Origin of the sequence: Larkinella bovis (assembly GCF_042655385.1) — a bacterium.
GTDB lineage: Bacteria > Bacteroidota > Bacteroidia > Cytophagales > Spirosomataceae > Larkinella > Larkinella bovis.
Genome location: NZ_JBHSMA010000004.1, coordinates 134,779 through 149,930 on the forward strand (window position 1 = coordinate 134,779; position 15,152 = coordinate 149,930).

The following is a 15,152-nucleotide window of genomic DNA, read 5'->3' on the forward strand; positions in this document are numbered from 1 at the left end:
CCTACATCTAATTCGGACTGCAAAGATAGGCAACTTTTTTTCTTCTTAAAACTTTTTACTAGTAAAGTTTAGAAGAATTTTGGTTACACCTTAATTTCAACATCAACCCCGCTGGGCAGTTCCAGTTTCATCAGGGCATCTACGGTTTTGGCGCTGGTTGAATAGATATCGACCAGACGCTTGTAGGTACAGAGCTGGAATTGTTCCCGGGATTTTTTGTTGACGTGCGGAGAGCGCAGTACCGTAAATTTCTCTTTCTCCGTCGGCAGAGGAATGGGACCGCTGACAATGGCACCCGTTGACTTCACGGCTTTGACAATCTTCTCCGCCGACTTGTCGACCAGCATGTGGTCGAACGACTTCAGTTTAATCCGAATTTTTTGATTCATGACATGTTGTGGTTCTGATCAACGCCACCGATTCAAGACCGGCAAGCCGCTGCTGAAAGAACCATTTACTCCAGCAACGCCTTTTATCTTAAAAAAGAGTGAACAGGCAGGCCCGTCCACTCTTCCCTATTTAGTTTGACAATTACGCTCTAACGGTTCCTTTGGCCTTCGCGATGATGCCGTCCGCCAAGTTGGTCGGCACCTGCTCGTAGTGTGAGAACGTCAGGTTGGCCGTAGCACGACCGGACGACATCGTCCGCAGGTCCGTTACGTAACCGAACAGTTCCGACAGCGGAACGTCCGCTTTGATAACTTGTGATCCGGCGCGGGTATCCATTCCTTTCATGATACCGCGACGGCGGTTCAGGTCACCCGTGATCGGACCGGTATATTCTTCCGGCGTCAGAACTTCGACCGCCATGATCGGCTCGAGCAGTTTGGGACCCGCTTGTTTAGCCGCTTCACGGAAACCAAGACGAGCGGCCAATTCGAACGACAGGGAGTCAGAATCGACGTCGTGGAAAGAACCGTGGAACAACCGTACTTTCATCGAATCGACCGGGTAACCCGCCAGCGGACCCGTTGACATGGCTTCGCGGAAACCTTTTTCGACGGACGGGATGAATTCGCGCGGAATAACCCCACCCACAATGGCGTTGACGAACTCCAGACCGGTTTTGCCTTCTTCGCCCGGCATAATTTCGAAAACGATATCCGCAAATTTACCGCGACCACCCGTTTGCTTTTTGTACAGCTCGCGGTGTTCGAAGCTCTTCGTCAGGGTTTCTTTGTAAGCAACCTGCGGAGCCCCCTGGTTTACTTCCACTTTGAACTCCCGACGCATCCGGTCGATGATGATTTCAAGGTGCAGCTCACCCATCCCACGGATGATCGTCTGACCGGTTTCTTCATCCGTCTCCACTTTCAGGGTCGGATCTTCTTCGATCAGTTTACCGATGGCTTTCGAGAAGTTATCCTGATCAGCGGTTTTCTTCGGTTCGATGGCGTAACCAATAACCGGATCCGGGAAGATCATGGATTCGAGAATGATCGGGTTCTTCTCATCGCAAAGGGTATCCCCCGTTTTGATGTCTTTGAAACCAACGACCGCCCCAATATCACCGGCCCGCAGTTTGTCGATCTGGTTTTGCTTGTTGGCGTGCATCTGGAAAATCCGCGAAATCCGCTCCTTGTTTCCTGAACGGGTGTTCAGAACGTAAGAGCCTGAATCCAGGGCCCCTGAGTAAACGCGGACGAAGCACAGACGACCAACATAGGGGTCCGTAGCAATTTTAAAGCCCAGCGCCGTGAACGGATCGCTTTCCGTCGGGTGACGAACCACTTCCTGATCCGTATTGGGGTTGACCCCTTTAATTTCCGGTTTGTCCAGCGGAGAAGGCAGCAACGACATTACGTAGTCCAACATCGTCTGAACCCCTTTGTTCTTAAACGATGAACCACACAACATCGGAACGATTTTCATCTCGATGGTGGCCTGACGCAAAGCCGTCAGAATTTCGTCTTCGGTGATCGAGTTTTCGTCTTCGAAGTATTTCTCCATCAACGACTCGTCGTATTCGGCAACGGCTTCGAGCAGTTTACCACGCCATTCGCGGGCTTCTTCCAGCATATCCTCCGGAATGGGCACCTCCTGGAACGTCATTCCTTTGTCGTGCTCGTTCCACTGAATTCCGCGGAAGTTTACCAGATCGACCACGCCTTTGAAGTTATCTTCAGCACCGATCGGCAATTGCAGCGGTACGGCATTGCTACCGAGCATTTCCTTTACCTGATTCACAACGTTCAGGAAGTCGGCTCCGGCGCGGTCCATTTTGTTCACGAAGCCCAACCGGGCGACGTTGTAGTTGTTGGCCAGCCGCCAGTTGGTTTCCGACTGCGGTTCGACACCGTCGACCGCACTGAACAGAAACACCAGTCCGTCGAGTACGCGCAGTGAGCGGTTTACCTCCACCGTAAAGTCTACGTGACCCGGGGTGTCGATGATGTTGACGTGGTAGTTCTGGTCCCGGTATTTCCAGTTGACGGTCGTAGCCGCCGACGTAATGGTGATCCCCCGTTCCTGTTCCTGCTCCATCCAGTCCATGGTAGCAGCCCCTTCGTGTACTTCGCCGATTTTGTGGCTCACCCCGGAGTAATAAAGAATCCGCTCGGTGGTCGTCGTTTTACCGGCGTCGATGTGGGCAGCGATACCAATGTTTCGCAGGTATCGAAGATCAGTTGCCATAATGAAGTATAATTTCAGAAGTTAATATACAAATGCCGGTACGCGAAAAAGAGGTAGAAATCTTTAAAAAGGCACTTTTCGCGAATCAGAGCGCAAAGATAGGGAATTTTGGAAGCAAAAGCAAAACTATTATAAACTGATAGTACGGAAGTTGTCGAATTTAACCCCTCCTTCGGGCCGGACTTTGGGGAGGCCGACTCCTGGCCCGCTTAGCCAGCCAGCGGGGAAGGCCGCGGCAGGTGCTGGAAGCCGAAAAAGAGGGAATAGGTTAGCGGACCCGATCAGCATCCTTTACCGTCTCCCGCACGGGCCCACGGGTCGATTCGATGCAGGCGTTTTCGTTCGTGGACGGACGAAGTGATAAAAAAGTCCTCCCAAACCAGGTGTTTCGGGAGGACTTTTTTATAAAACCGGGTTACAAAAGCGCTCGTTCTCTATTCATCCGTCGACGTGCGGGTGCGCGGCTGGCTAGTCTGCGGATCATCCGTGGAAACCGGGTCCGGGTCTTTATGAGCTGATTCCGCGGGCGAATCCCCTTCCAGTTCGCTCATGGGAAGCACCGAAGCCTCTTCGGGAGAAGGATGATCGGGCAGGAAATCATCCTCATCATGCGGCTCGCGGAAAAACCGGCGCTGGAAGAAGAGAATGATACACACCCCGACAAAAATACAGGAGTCGGCAATGTTAAAGATGGGCGTTGAGTAATACTGCCCCCCCCAGATCGGAATCCAGTCGGGCAGGAATCCTTCCCAGACATCCACAAAAATCATATCGATTACCTGCCCATGAAACCAGGGCGTGGTGGAGCCATACGGTGCATTATCGAGAAAAACGCCGTAGAACGTGCTATCGATCACGTTGCCAACGGCTCCGGCCAGAATCATCGCCATGGCCCACAACAAACCGTTGGGAGCGCCCCGGTGCGCCAGATGCACCAGGTACCAGCCAATGCCGACCATGGCTACCAGCCGGAACAGACTCAGTAACAATTTACCGTATTCATGGCCCAACTGCATCCCGAAGGCCATGCCCGGATTGAGAACATAATGTAATTTAAGCCAGTCGCCCAGTAGCCGGATCTGACCAGCGAAACCCGGTTCCATATTGAAATGCACCAGTAATTTAACCGTCTGATCCAGTGCGATCAAAAACAGGCTCAAGACAAAAAACTGAAGCGGACTTTTCTTTACCATAACTTATAATATAAAATCACCCGGTTGGTCTGACGTGGTGGGTGGCCAACCGGGTGAAGGTCTTGGAGCCTAAAGCTCCCAAAATCGGGCAATCTACTTGCTTTGACAGCCTTTCCGACGCAACCGTTCTTTTTTCACCAGCCGATATTCACGGCTGCTCTGTCCGGCAATCGATTTGTTTTCGGCCGCCCGGCGGAACAGATACGGCATCACCGCTTCCACGGGCCCGTAAGGCACATACTTCGCGACGTTGTACCCGGCGTTGGCCAGGTTATACGAAATGTTATCGCTCATTCCCAATAACTGGGCAAACCAGATGTGCGAATCATTCGGTGCAATCCGCAATTCCTGCATGGCACTGATGCAATACTGGCAACTGTATTCATTGTGCGTTCCGAGGCAGATTGATACGGTATCCCGGTTTTCAAGGCAAAACGCCACCGCTTCGTTGAAATCGCGATCGGTTTCTTCTTTCGTAAGGTGAATCGGATCCAGGTATTCGCCTTCGTGTGCCCGGATGCGTTCTTTTTCAATATACGCCCCCCGGACCAGCTTAGCCCCCAGCATGTAGCCTTTGGAACGGGCCGTTGCAGTGCTTTTCTTCAGGTTGCTAAAGCTATCCGTCCGGTATAACTGGTAGGTAGTATAGACGATACACTGCTGGTGGTTGTAGCGGTCCATCATTTCGTACGCCAGCGCATCGATGGTATCCTGAATCCAGCTTTCTTCGGCATCGATAAAAATCCGGACGCTGCGTTCGCTGGCCCGACGGCAGAGCGTATCGACCCGTTGCCGGACCCGTTGGTAGGCGTCCTGCTCCTCATCCGTCAGGCGATCGCCGTTCTGAACTTTTTCCAGTAATTCGGCGGATCCAATGCCGGTAACTTTGAAAACGGAAAACGGAATATCGTTCGATTGGCTGGCACGCTCGATGGTCCGTAAAATTTCCAGTACGGTTTCGTCGAAAGAAGCTTCGCTGTCTTCTCCTTCAACGGAATAATCCAAAATAGTACCAACGTGCCCCTGGTGCAGTTTTTGGATCGTTTTTTCGCAATCAAGGATGGTTTCGCCCCCACAAAACTGCTCGAAAATAGTACTCTTAATGAGTTTTTTTACGGGAAGTTGAAGTTTGAATGCCAGTTTGATAAAAAAAGTGCCTAAATTTACCAGCCAACCTCGGTTCATCAACGCAAACATCCAATACGTTTTACGAAGTTTCCCGTTAGACTGGGAGGAGAAGGCAATCGACGTGTCTTCAAACGAGACGGACTTAGCAGTAGCGGCCCGTTGAACGATCGTTGGCATAGAAGATGGACTTCGGTTTGACATAATCACTGTCTGATGCACCAACTTGACACCCGAAAGTTAAAACTTGTTTTTGGTAATCCTACCCTGAATGCTAAACTTGTTTTAACCGGGTATTGTTGTCAGCGCAAAAGGGTTGTAAAGTTAACGGAAAAAACACTTGTAACTACAGCTAATATAGTAAAAAAATTTAATAAAAAGTTCCCGATCGAGTAATAGGAGTAATCACACGAATAGAGTACCAGTATGAAGCCAAGTTTAGAAGTCCTGCCGCTCAATAGCTGGGTAGAGACGAACGGAAAACCGCTCATCATTTCCGGGCCGTGCAGTGCCGAAACCGAAGAGCAATTAGTAGAAACCGCCCGCCAGTTGAGCCAACTGGGCGCGGTTCATGTCATCCGGGCCGGCGTCTGGAAACCCCGTACGCGCCCTGGTAGCTTTGAAGGCATGGGGAAAGCGGCTTTGCCGTGGATTCAGCGCGCCAAAGCGGAAACCGGTCTGCCGTTTGCCGTGGAAGTAGCCACCCCCGAGCACATTGAACTGGCGTTGAAATATGGTGTTGACATTCTGTGGGTGGGTGCCCGCACGACGGTAAACCCGTTCAACGTTCAGGAAATCGCCGACGCCCTGCGCGGAGTGGATGTGCCGGTTTTGGTGAAAAACCCGGTGAACCCCGATCTGGCCCTGTGGATTGGCGCTTTTGAGCGGATTGCTGGTGCTGGTATTACCAAACTGGCGGCTATCCACCGCGGTTTTTCAACGGGTGAAGCGTCTAAATACCGCAACGTCCCGCTGTGGCAAATGGCCATCGAACTCAAATCGACGTTCCCGAACCTGCCCATCATCGGCGATCCGAGCCACATGGCCGGCAAACGCGCGTATCTGCAGGAACTGGCACAGATGCAGATGGATCTGAACTACGACGGTCTGATCGTTGAATCGCATATCGATCCGGACAACGCCTGGAGCGACGCGGCTCAGCAACTGACCCCGGCGGCTTTCGGTGAAATGCTGGAGCACCTGCACATCCGCAAGGTGGATTCGCAAAATATCGAATTCCAGGGCGCAATTGAGCAAATCCGGAGCAAAATCGATAACGTGGACCGGCAGATTGTTGAAATGCTGGCCGCCCGGATGAGCCTGGTCGAAAAACTGGCGGAATACAAACGAGAAAACAACGTGACCATCTTCCAACCCGACCGCTGGAAAGAAGTCCACGAAACCCGCGCTAAACAGGGTCAGAAAATGGGCCTGTATCCGGAACTGGTAGAAGAAATCTTCAAGATCATCCACATGGAGTCGATCCGGAAGCAAACGGAAGTGATGAACAGCAACGAGCAAAGTGCCTAAATCACGTGCCTAGTCCAACAAAAAAGCCCTCTCCGATCTCGGAGAGGGCTTTTTTGTTGGACCCAAACGCTTTCCCCCGGTTATTCCTCGCTCGGCCGGATGTTCGCGTCTTCTACCTTCGCGCTGATGCTGCGCAGGGCCGAGACCCCAAAGAAACCCACTGCTTTCGGGCCGTCCGGGTTCCGGTTCTGAATATTGGTCGGCACGTTGGCGGGCGGAGTGGCAAACAAACCGCCGTTGTTGATCTGGGTGCTCAGTTGCAGGAAAAAATAGAATGCATCCGGCGTAATGGATAAGAGTTCGACCCGTACCGAATCGTTTCTCCGGTAAAGATCACTGATGTTGATCGACCACCGGATTGGCCGGATAAACAGCAGGCCATCCGTATCGGCCGAACCGTTAAACGAGCCGTTGTACGAAACCACAAAGTCCCTGGTCCCGTCGAGCAATTTGCCGTTATGGTAGGTCTTAATCCAGTAATAATCGGGCTGGCCGGCCAAATCGGTTGCGTAAAATTCCGCCCGAAAACCGGTCTCGTTGGAAAAAGGATTGAGCTTCTCTTCCCGGAAAACCAGCGAATCGATCGGCGGAACGGACTGCATTTGCGAAATGGCGTAATACTCCTGCCCTTCATACCGAATTCCCAGCAGGTATCGTTTTCCGATTTTCCCAAACTTCTCGCCGTTTTTGGGTGTCCAGACGTAGTTACCGTTGCCCTTTACATCCACAAATTCGTGAATCACACTGTCTTCGTCGGCCACAATGACCGTGGCTCCCAAAGCCGCCGGGGGTTGGGCGGCATCAAAATAGCCGGTTGTACGGGTCAGTTTGATGGTTTGCGGACCAGGCTGGTCGGTTAACCAGCCATCGACGGCTAACTGCGTCGGCCCGGTAGTCAGGTTGATATCAATGGCCTGTTCGCAGGACGCCAGCCCCAGCGCAAGCAATCCCAGCAGCAGGATATGAATAATCGAAAAACCGCATAATTGAGTGTTTTTCATGGTTTTAAGAGGGTGCAGATACGTTAGAATTTGAAATTATACGTCACCGATGGAATCACTGTGGCGAATACGGAATACCGGATGGCTTCGGCGACCGGTATTTGCACCGACTCGCCGTTCATCGTCACGGTTCGTTTGTCTTCGGCCTGGCGGAAAAAGACCGAGAACGGATTTTTCCGGGCGTAGGCGTTGTATACCGAAAAAACCCAGTTGCTCTCCCACTTCTGTTCCGGCCTTTTCTTCCGGTTTTCGAGCGTCGCCGACAGGTCCAGACGGTGGTAGGGCGGAATGCGGTAATTGTTCCGTCCGTTAACGATGCCCACCAGGCGGTTCTGAAACAGAAAACCGTTGGTCGGGAAAGTGGCCGGTGTGCCGGAAGCCAGAGCAAAGGTGGCCGAGAAACTCCAGCGTTTGTTCAGCTCATACAGCGCAACCGCATTCAGCGTATGCCGCTTGTCGAAGCGCGTCGGAAACCAGCGGTTGTTATTGATGCCTTCGACAAACCGCTCCGTTTTGGCCAGGGTATAACTCAACCAGCCCGTCAGGTCGCCCCGGTTCTTCTTCACGTAAAATTCAGCCCCGTAGGCCCGTCCTTTGCCGTTCAGCAGGTCGCCTTCCAGGTATTTGTTCAGCAGCAGGTCGGCCCCGTCGATGTAATCCACCTGGTTCTGGAGCCACTTGTAATACACCTCGACCGAGGCTTCAAACTCGGAACCGGTCGGGCCGAAATTCCGGAAATACCCCCCGGCGACCTGATCGGCAATCTGCGGTTTGATGTTATTGGTCGAGGGCGTCCAGACATCCAGCGGGGTCGAAGCGGTCGTGTTCGAAATCAGATGGAGGTACTGAGCCAGCCGGTTATAGCTCATTTTCAGGGAGCTTGTTTGATTCAACTCATACTTGGCCGAAAACCGGGGCTCCCAGTTGCCGTAGGTCTGAATGGTTTCGTTCCGGCCATAGTCGATGGTTTTGACCGGAAACCGGCGCTGGTTGGGAGGCACATTCGTCTGAAACTCATACGCTTCGCCGGGACCCATGTAATTATAAAACGAATACCGCAGCCCGTATTGCAGTTGCAGCCGCGGAGAAACCTGCTGCTCATTGCCAATGTAGAGCGCGCTTTCCATCGCGTACTTGTTTTCGAGCCCAAACGACCGCACATCACCCCCACTGGCTGCGTTGGCTTCGCCGGGCCGGAAGTCGTTGATAATGGCCTGCCCCCCGAACGTCAGCGTGTTATTTTTCAGAAACAGTGTAAAATCGGGCTTGACGCTGTAATTGACAATTCCCGACTTCCAGTTAAAAAAGTCGTTCGGGTTCTTCCGCTTCAAATCGCTGTCGAGCAGGTAATCATAATTGCTGTAATAGACGGTCGTGTTCAGAAAGAGTTTGTCGCTGAACACGTGGTTCCAGCGGAGGCTGGTGGTCGTGTTCCCCCAGTTGAAGCCAAAATCCGCCCCGAACACGTCGCGGCCCAAATAACCGGATGCGTAAATGGTGTTTTTGTCGTTAATCCGGTAATTGGCTTTGGCCGTCAGGTCGTAGAAGTAAAACCGGGAGCCTTTCAGGTCGCCCGATAGAAACGGTTTGGCCAGAATATCCGCATACGACCGGCGACCCGCAATGATGAACGACCCCCGGGACTGACCGTTTTTATCTTTGAAAAGTGGTTGCTCTAGCGTCAGACGGCTAAAAATCAAGCCAATTCCGCCCGAAACCGTTGTTCGTTTCGAGTTCCCTTCCTTCATCCGAACATCCAGGATAGACGAAATCCGCCCGCCGTACAAAGCCGGAATTCCGCCTTTGATCAGCTTTACATCCTTGACAGCATCGGGGTTGAACACCGAGAAAAAACCAAACAAATGGGAGGAATTGTACACCGGCGCTTCGTCGAGCAGCACCAGGTTCTGATCGACGTTCCCACCCCGGACGTTGAAGCCCGTCGCCCCTTCGCCCACTGTCGAAACGCCCGGCAGCAACTGAATGCTGCGAATCACATCGACCTCGCCCAGCAAGGCGGGCATTTTCTGGATTGTCCTCATTTCCACCGTATTGACGCTCATTTCAATGCTCTTCACATTGTCGTCTTCGCGTTTGGTCGAAACCGTCACTTCCTGCAATTCCCGGCCTTCTTCCTGTAATTCGATATTCAGCCGGACATTTTCGCCGGTCAGATCGACGGTACGGTTCTGTTTGGAAAATCCGACATACGAATACACCAGATTATAGGTTCCGGCCGGCAGCGTCAGCGAATAAAAACCGTAGGAATTGGTCGTCACCCCCGAACTGGTTTCTTTCACGAACACCGAAACCCCAATCAACCCTTCGCCGTTGGCGGCATCTTTGATATACCCACTCACGGTTACCTGTCCGGTCGTTCGTCGGGTGGCTGGCTCAGGACTTTCCTGCGCCCGCGCAAACGGGCTGGCCAGCAGGGCCAGCATTAATAAATGTAAGAACTGTTTCATAAGTTGGTTATAGCAGAATTACTCTGCGCAGATGGCGTATTTGTTGAACGACAGCAAAGGTCGGAGTTCCCCTCATCCCGTAGGACAAAAAAATGATGAACCGCCAATATCCTGCCCCGAAAGGCATTTGTGATTAGACAAATCCGTAGCATTCAATGATCCAAGCCTAAGTCACTGCAACAGTTTCGGCCCCTTAATAGTTTGTTTTTATACCAGATAACTAAACGCATCATGAGTGAATTGAAAGAACTTGGTCTAGGCATTATCGGTTTTGGCGGTTTTGGGTTGTTTGCCGCACAGCACTTTCTGCAAATTCCTCACGTTAAACTGATCGGTATTGCCGGTTCGCAGCGCGAAGAAGCCACCCGGGCCGCCAATCGGTTCGGTGCCCAACATTTTAACGCCATTGACGAGCTACTTGCCCGGCCCGATCTCGATCTTGTTTACATTGCCACGCCCCCTTTTCTGCATTATGAACAGTCGATGCAGGCCCTGCGCGCCGGAAAGCACGTCATCTGCGAAAAACCGCTGGCTACCAATGAACAGCAGGGCCGCGAAATGGTCGCGTTTGCCGAAAGCCGGGGGCTGTTGATGGTAACGAATCTGATGCAACGGTATAACCCTCTATTTGAGCGAATCAAGAGTCTGGTTGACCGGAAAATACTCGGCGAGTTTCTGCACGGTTATTTTGAGAACTACGCGGGGGACGAAGGCCTTTCGCCCCAGCACTGGTTCTGGAACCGCGAGTTGAGTGGCGGTATTTTCATCGAACACGGGGTTCATTTCTTCGACCTGTTCACCGGTTGGCTGGGAGCCGGAAAAGTGGAGGCTGCCCAGGTTTGTAAACGCCCCGGCACCGACCTGGAAGACCAGGTTCAGGCGACGGTTCGGTACAATGATTCGCTGGTTAACTTCTACCACGGTTTTACGCAGGTCGGGCGAATGGACCGGCAGGAAATGCGGTTGCTGTTCGAGCGGGGCGACATCACGCTTCATGAATGGGTGCCAACGCAGGCCGTGATCCGGGGGCTGGTGGACGACGCCGGAACGCGGGCGCTGATGGACCTTTTTCCGGGTGCCAGTCTGGACATTACAAACAATTACGGCGGCAAAGACCGGTCGGCCCGGGGCCGGAACAAGGAGTTTGACGTGGCCCAGAATGTACAAATCCGGTACGGTTACGACCACAACAAAATGCACCTCTACGGCGAACTGCTCCGGTCTATGTTCCGCGACCAGACGGCCTATATCCGGTACCCCGAAACGCACCGAAAAATCACCGAACAGAACGGACTGGTTTCGTTGCTGACTGCCGTCGAAGCCGACCGGCTGGCGCATCGGGCGTAAGGCGATGCCCACGCAACCCATCTCCCTAGTTGCCACATTGAAACGTTAAGCGTTCAACCCCTGGTGATCGCCACTGGAAAACCACTTGCTTTTCAAGTATTTAATGAAACCTTGCAGATTCGGCGATGATGGCAACACCAACGGGGAATTTGCCGTGACGCTCCCGCTCCTTAGGCCCGCCGACTGTGGATACGGTATGGAACCTTGCATTCCATGCCGTCGTATTCTACCTTTGTCATACTGAAAACACGGCTTCTCACATACCTCGCTTCGGCCACCAAACATCCCGACCAAAACCGGTAGGCGGTTTTGGTGCGCTTCTTTTCAGGACGATGGCTAGCATGCCCTTGTCCGTCCAGTGATTAATTTCTCTTTTTAGTGCTTACAACGATGAACGGTTTCATCCGGGCTTTGCTGTGCGCAACGGCTTTCCTGCTCCTATCAGGTTTTCCGACAACTTTCAACCCGATTTCAACGATGCCTTCTATAGAACATAATAAAGCCCTCATTCGTGATTTTTACCGGCGCTGCGTCGCCAACGGCGACCTTGAGTTTGCCCATCAGCTCATTGCCGACGATTACATCCAGCACAGTCCGTTGGTCAAACCGGGAAAAACCGGACTGCTCGAAGCGCTGGCTTATATGAAACAGCTCCCCAAACCGGCCTCCTCCACCCAACCCTTCATGCGGCTCATTGCGGAAGGTGATTTTGTCGTTACCCATATGGCGTTCAGTCTGGGCGGCCAGTCAAAAGTTGTCGTCGATCTGTTCCGGCTGCATAACGGGCAGATTGCTGAGCACTGGGATGCGATGGAAGACCAGCCCGAAACCAGCCGGAACGGCCATTCGATGCTGGACGGCCCCGGTGAAACCGAGGATTTTAGTTTAACGGATAGCAATAAGAAAATGGTCGGTGATTTTTTTCAGCGGGTGCTGCTGCCGCAGGCCTGGGATCTCCTCCCCGACTATGTGGCTCCCAACCTTATTCAGCACAACCCGGCCATTGCCGACGGCTTAGACGGCTTAACCGAGTCCGTGCGGGCCACAACCGGCGGTTTTGCGGCCCGGAAAATCCACCGGATGATTGGCGAAGGCAATTTCGTAGTCGTTCAGTCAGAAGGGCCGTTCCGGGAAAAACCGGCTACGTTTTACGACGTTTTCCGGCTGAAGGCGGGTCTGATTGTGGAACAGTGGCAGGTGAAGCAAATCGTGCCGTAACAAAACCAGCCCACGGCCGAAACCGTGGGCTGATGTTCTTTTTGTCTGAAAAGAGAATAGCTACAAGCTGATTGCCTCAGAATCAATACATTTCTCTGACGGTCTGCTACAATTTAGTACCCCGTAATCGCAAACTGTTGCTGACCACCGACACCGAACTGAGTGCCATGGCGGCCCCGGCAATCATCGGATTCAGCAGAAAACCGTTGAAAGGATACAGAATACCGGCGGCAATCGGGATCCCAATCAGGTTGTAAATAAACGCCCAGAACAGGTTCTGACGAATCACCTGCACCGTCCGGTGCGACAACTCCAGCGCTTTCGGAATCCGGCCCAAATCCGACGTAATGAGCGTCATCCGGGCCACATCCATCGCAATATCCGAGCCTTTGCCCATGGCGATGCTGACATCGGCCTGCGCCAGCGCCTGCGAATCGTTGATGCCATCGCCGACCATGGCCACCACCTCACCCCGGTTTTGCAGTTCTTTCACGAAATCGGCTTTGTCGGACGGCATGACTTCGGCCCGAAAATCGGTCAATCCCACAGCTTTCGCCACCGCTCCGGCCGTTTGCGGGTTATCGCCCGTCAGCATGTACACCGCGATGCCCCGGTTTTTCAGGGTCTGGATGGCCGCCCGTGACGTTTCCTTGATCGGATCGGCGATGGCAATGAGAGCCAGTACGGTTTTATCATTGGCAAAATACACCACCGTCCGGGCTTCCTGTTGCCATTGCTTCACCCGCTGTTCTACCGCCGGACTCACCGGGATTCCGCGTTCATCCAGCAACCGCCGGTTTCCAACCACGTACCTGATCCCTTCAAAACGCCCTTCAACACCACGACCCGTCAGGCTTTCGAAGGACGCCAGCGGCTGGCTTTTCACTGATAACGTCGCCAGGTAATCCACCACGGCCGTCGCCAGCGGATGCTCGGACTGGCTTTCCAGGGCGTATAAAACCGTTGCCTGTTGTTCCGCGCCGGTTTCCTGCCATTCCAGGTTCGTGACGGCGGGTTTGCCGGCGGTAATCGTCCCGGTTTTGTCCAGCACAACGGCGCTCACCTGATGCCCCAGTTCCAGGCTTTCTGCATCTTTGATCAGAATCTGGTTGTCGGCCCCTTTGCCCACGCCGACCATGATGGCCGTTGGCGTAGCCAGCCCCAGCGCACACGGGCAGGCAATGACCAGCACCGTTACCGAGGTCAGCAGGGCCTGCGCAAAGGCGTTTTCGCCCCCAACCAGCAACCAGACGACAAACGTTAAAACCGCGATTCCGATGACGACCGGCACGAAAATACCGGCAATCCGATCAACCAGTTTCTGCACCGGCGCTTTGCTACCCTGGGCCTCCTGGACCATACGAATGATCTGCGCCAGCACCGTATCGGCCCCGACTTTCTCGGCCCGAAACCGGAAACTGCCTTTCTGGTTGATCGTTCCGGCAAAAATGCGCTGATCCGGTTTTTTCTCCACCGGAACGGGCTCTCCGGAAATCATGCTTTCATCGACAAACGACGTCCCGGCAACCACCAGGCCATCGACCGGAATCTTCTCGCCGGGCCGTACCACAATCACCTGACCCACCCGAACGGAAGCCACTGGAATCTCCGACTCGACGTCATTTTCGACCACACGGACGGTTTTGGGTTGCAGCCCCATCAGCTTTTTAATCGCCGAGGAGGTGTTCGATTTGGCCCGTTCTTCGAGCAGTTTACCCAGCAAAATGAAGGTAATAATAACGGCGGCCGTCTCGAAATAGACGTGCGGGTGAATACCGCGCTGGTGCCAGAATTCCGGAAAAACCGTATTGAACGCACTAAAGAAGAAAGCGATGCCGGTCGACAGGGCAACCAGCGTATCCATGTTGGTCTGGCCGTGCCGGGCCTGCTTCCAGGCATTGACGAAAAACGACCGACCCAGCCCGAACACCACCGGCGCCGACAGCAGCAGCATGATTTCGTTGGCGTAGGGCATGTTCATGAACAACATCCCGATTACCATCAGCGGCACCGACAGCAGGGCCGCCCCAATCGTGCGTTTTTTCAGGGATTCGTAATGCCGTTGCTGCGCTTCGGCCTGCATCTCCTGCGGGTTTTCGGCGTCGATCACCAGATCGTAGCCAATGGAGCGAACGGCATTTTGCAACCCCTGCTGCGTAACGGTTTTGGGGTCGTATTCCACCCAGGCCTGCTGGTTGGCGTAATTAACGCCCGCGTCAGTCACACCCGGCGTATTTTTGAGCATCGACTCGACGCTGACGGCACAGGCCGCACAGCTCATTTCGAGGACGGGATATATTTTCCGCACCGACATCGTGCCGGAGCGGCCCCTTTGTCCGGCTACGGCTGGCGTGTTCATACGAGTTCGGCTTTGTAACCGGCTTCCTGTACGGCTTCTTTCACCAGATCGGCGGTTGCTCCTTCGACGGTCAGCAATTTATCCGGATTCTGGGTATCGACCTGCCAGTTGTTTTCGCCGACGGCCTTGTTCAAAAAAGGCGTGACCGTCGCGATGCACCCCCCACACTTGATATTGGTTTTGAATGTTAACTTTTCCATGATCAGATTCTATAAATTGATACTGCAAAGATCAGGGATAGAACACGATCCGTTGTTACAGAATTCCGGATCACTGG

At 53.3% G+C, this 15,152-nt stretch carries 11 protein-coding genes; 3 read left to right on the forward strand and 8 right to left on the reverse strand.

All coding sequences use genetic code 11. The features are described from left to right. Positions 1–83: 83 nt before the first annotated feature. From rpsJ to ACFPMF_RS14505, 4 genes are all read right to left on the reverse strand, one after another. Positions 84–389, reverse strand: coding sequence for a 30S ribosomal protein S10 (gene rpsJ, locus ACFPMF_RS14490; protein ID WP_111626176.1), 306 nt, complete (start codon positions 387–389; stop codon positions 84–86). Between the two features lie 142 nt (positions 390–531). After that, positions 532–2,634, reverse strand: a complete 2,103-nt coding sequence (fusA, locus tag ACFPMF_RS14495) for an elongation factor G (protein WP_379846211.1) — start codon at positions 2,632–2,634, stop codon at positions 532–534. A gap of 434 nt (positions 2,635–3,068) precedes the next feature. After that, the gene (locus ACFPMF_RS14500) at positions 3,069–3,827 is read right to left on the reverse strand and encodes a lipoprotein signal peptidase (RefSeq protein ID WP_379846214.1); all 759 of its coding nucleotides are present in this window, start codon (positions 3,825–3,827) and stop codon (positions 3,069–3,071) included. Positions 3,828–3,920: 93 nt separating this feature from the next. Further along, complete coding sequence (locus tag ACFPMF_RS14505) at positions 3,921–5,132, reverse strand: proline dehydrogenase family protein (protein WP_379846217.1); 1,212 nt, start codon at positions 5,130–5,132, stop codon at positions 3,921–3,923. Between the two features lie 246 nt (positions 5,133–5,378). Here ACFPMF_RS14505 and ACFPMF_RS14510 point away from each other — a divergent pair, with 246 nt between their 5' ends. Next, positions 5,379–6,482, forward strand: coding sequence for a chorismate mutase (locus tag ACFPMF_RS14510; protein WP_379846220.1), 1,104 nt, complete (start codon positions 5,379–5,381; stop codon positions 6,480–6,482). A gap of 80 nt (positions 6,483–6,562) precedes the next feature. Here the strand turns inward: ACFPMF_RS14510 and ACFPMF_RS14515 are convergent, their stop codons facing one another. Continuing rightward, on the reverse strand, positions 6,563–7,483 hold the full coding sequence (locus tag ACFPMF_RS14515; RefSeq protein WP_379846223.1) for a DUF4249 domain-containing protein: 921 nt from the start codon (positions 7,481–7,483) through the stop codon (positions 6,563–6,565). Between the two features lie 23 nt (positions 7,484–7,506). Beyond that, positions 7,507–9,951: a TonB-dependent receptor gene (locus ACFPMF_RS14520; protein WP_379846226.1), complete on the reverse strand. Its 2,445-nt coding sequence runs from the start codon at positions 9,949–9,951 to the stop codon at positions 7,507–7,509. 231 nt (positions 9,952–10,182) lie between these two features. Here ACFPMF_RS14520 and ACFPMF_RS14525 point away from each other — a divergent pair, with 231 nt between their 5' ends. Beyond that, a complete protein-coding gene (locus tag ACFPMF_RS14525) occupies positions 10,183–11,298 on the forward strand; it encodes a Gfo/Idh/MocA family protein (protein ID WP_379846228.1) in 1,116 nt (371 codons plus the stop codon). A gap of 477 nt (positions 11,299–11,775) precedes the next feature. Beyond that, positions 11,776–12,516 carry a nuclear transport factor 2 family protein gene (locus ACFPMF_RS14530; protein ID WP_379846230.1) on the forward strand — a complete coding sequence of 247 codons (741 nt, stop codon included), beginning with the start codon at positions 11,776–11,778 and terminating at the stop codon, positions 12,514–12,516. A 106-nt stretch (positions 12,517–12,622) separates the two neighbouring features. On the opposite strand, the gene ACFPMF_RS14535 is transcribed toward ACFPMF_RS14530, so the two are convergent. Together ACFPMF_RS14535 and ACFPMF_RS14540 are read right to left on the reverse strand one after the other, a co-directional pair. Then, the gene (locus ACFPMF_RS14535; protein WP_379846233.1) at positions 12,623–14,875 is read right to left on the reverse strand and encodes a heavy metal translocating P-type ATPase; all 2,253 of its coding nucleotides are present in this window, start codon (positions 14,873–14,875) and stop codon (positions 12,623–12,625) included. After that, positions 14,872–15,075, reverse strand: a complete 204-nt coding sequence (locus ACFPMF_RS14540) for a heavy-metal-associated domain-containing protein (protein ID WP_379846236.1) — start codon at positions 15,073–15,075, stop codon at positions 14,872–14,874. Before ACFPMF_RS14540 ends, ACFPMF_RS14535 begins: the two co-directional genes overlap by 4 nt. Positions 15,076–15,152 lie beyond the last annotated feature (77 nt).

Coding starts and splice junctions, on each gene's coding strand:
- ACFPMF_RS14530 (WP_379846230.1), top strand. CDS start 11,776: ATGCCTTCTATAGAACATAATAAAGCCCTCATTCGTGATTTTTACCGG.
- ACFPMF_RS14505 (WP_379846217.1), bottom strand. CDS start 5,132: ATGCCAACGATCGTTCAACGGGCCGCTACTGCTAAGTCCGTCTCGTTT.
- ACFPMF_RS14525 (WP_379846228.1), top strand. CDS start 10,183: ATGAGTGAATTGAAAGAACTTGGTCTAGGCATTATCGGTTTTGGCGGT.
- ACFPMF_RS14535 (WP_379846233.1), bottom strand. CDS start 14,875: ATGAACACGCCAGCCGTAGCCGGACAAAGGGGCCGCTCCGGCACGATG.
- rpsJ (WP_111626176.1), bottom strand. CDS start 389: ATGAATCAAAAAATTCGGATTAAACTGAAGTCGTTCGACCACATGCTG.
- ACFPMF_RS14500 (WP_379846214.1), bottom strand. CDS start 3,827: ATGGTAAAGAAAAGTCCGCTTCAGTTTTTTGTCTTGAGCCTGTTTTTG.
- ACFPMF_RS14510 (WP_379846220.1), top strand. CDS start 5,379: ATGAAGCCAAGTTTAGAAGTCCTGCCGCTCAATAGCTGGGTAGAGACG.
- ACFPMF_RS14540 (WP_379846236.1), bottom strand. CDS start 15,075: ATGGAAAAGTTAACATTCAAAACCAATATCAAGTGTGGGGGGTGCATC.
- fusA (WP_379846211.1), bottom strand. CDS start 2,634: ATGGCAACTGATCTTCGATACCTGCGAAACATTGGTATCGCTGCCCAC.
- ACFPMF_RS14520 (WP_379846226.1), bottom strand. CDS start 9,951: ATGAAACAGTTCTTACATTTATTAATGCTGGCCCTGCTGGCCAGCCCG.
- ACFPMF_RS14515 (WP_379846223.1), bottom strand. CDS start 7,483: ATGAAAAACACTCAATTATGCGGTTTTTCGATTATTCATATCCTGCTG.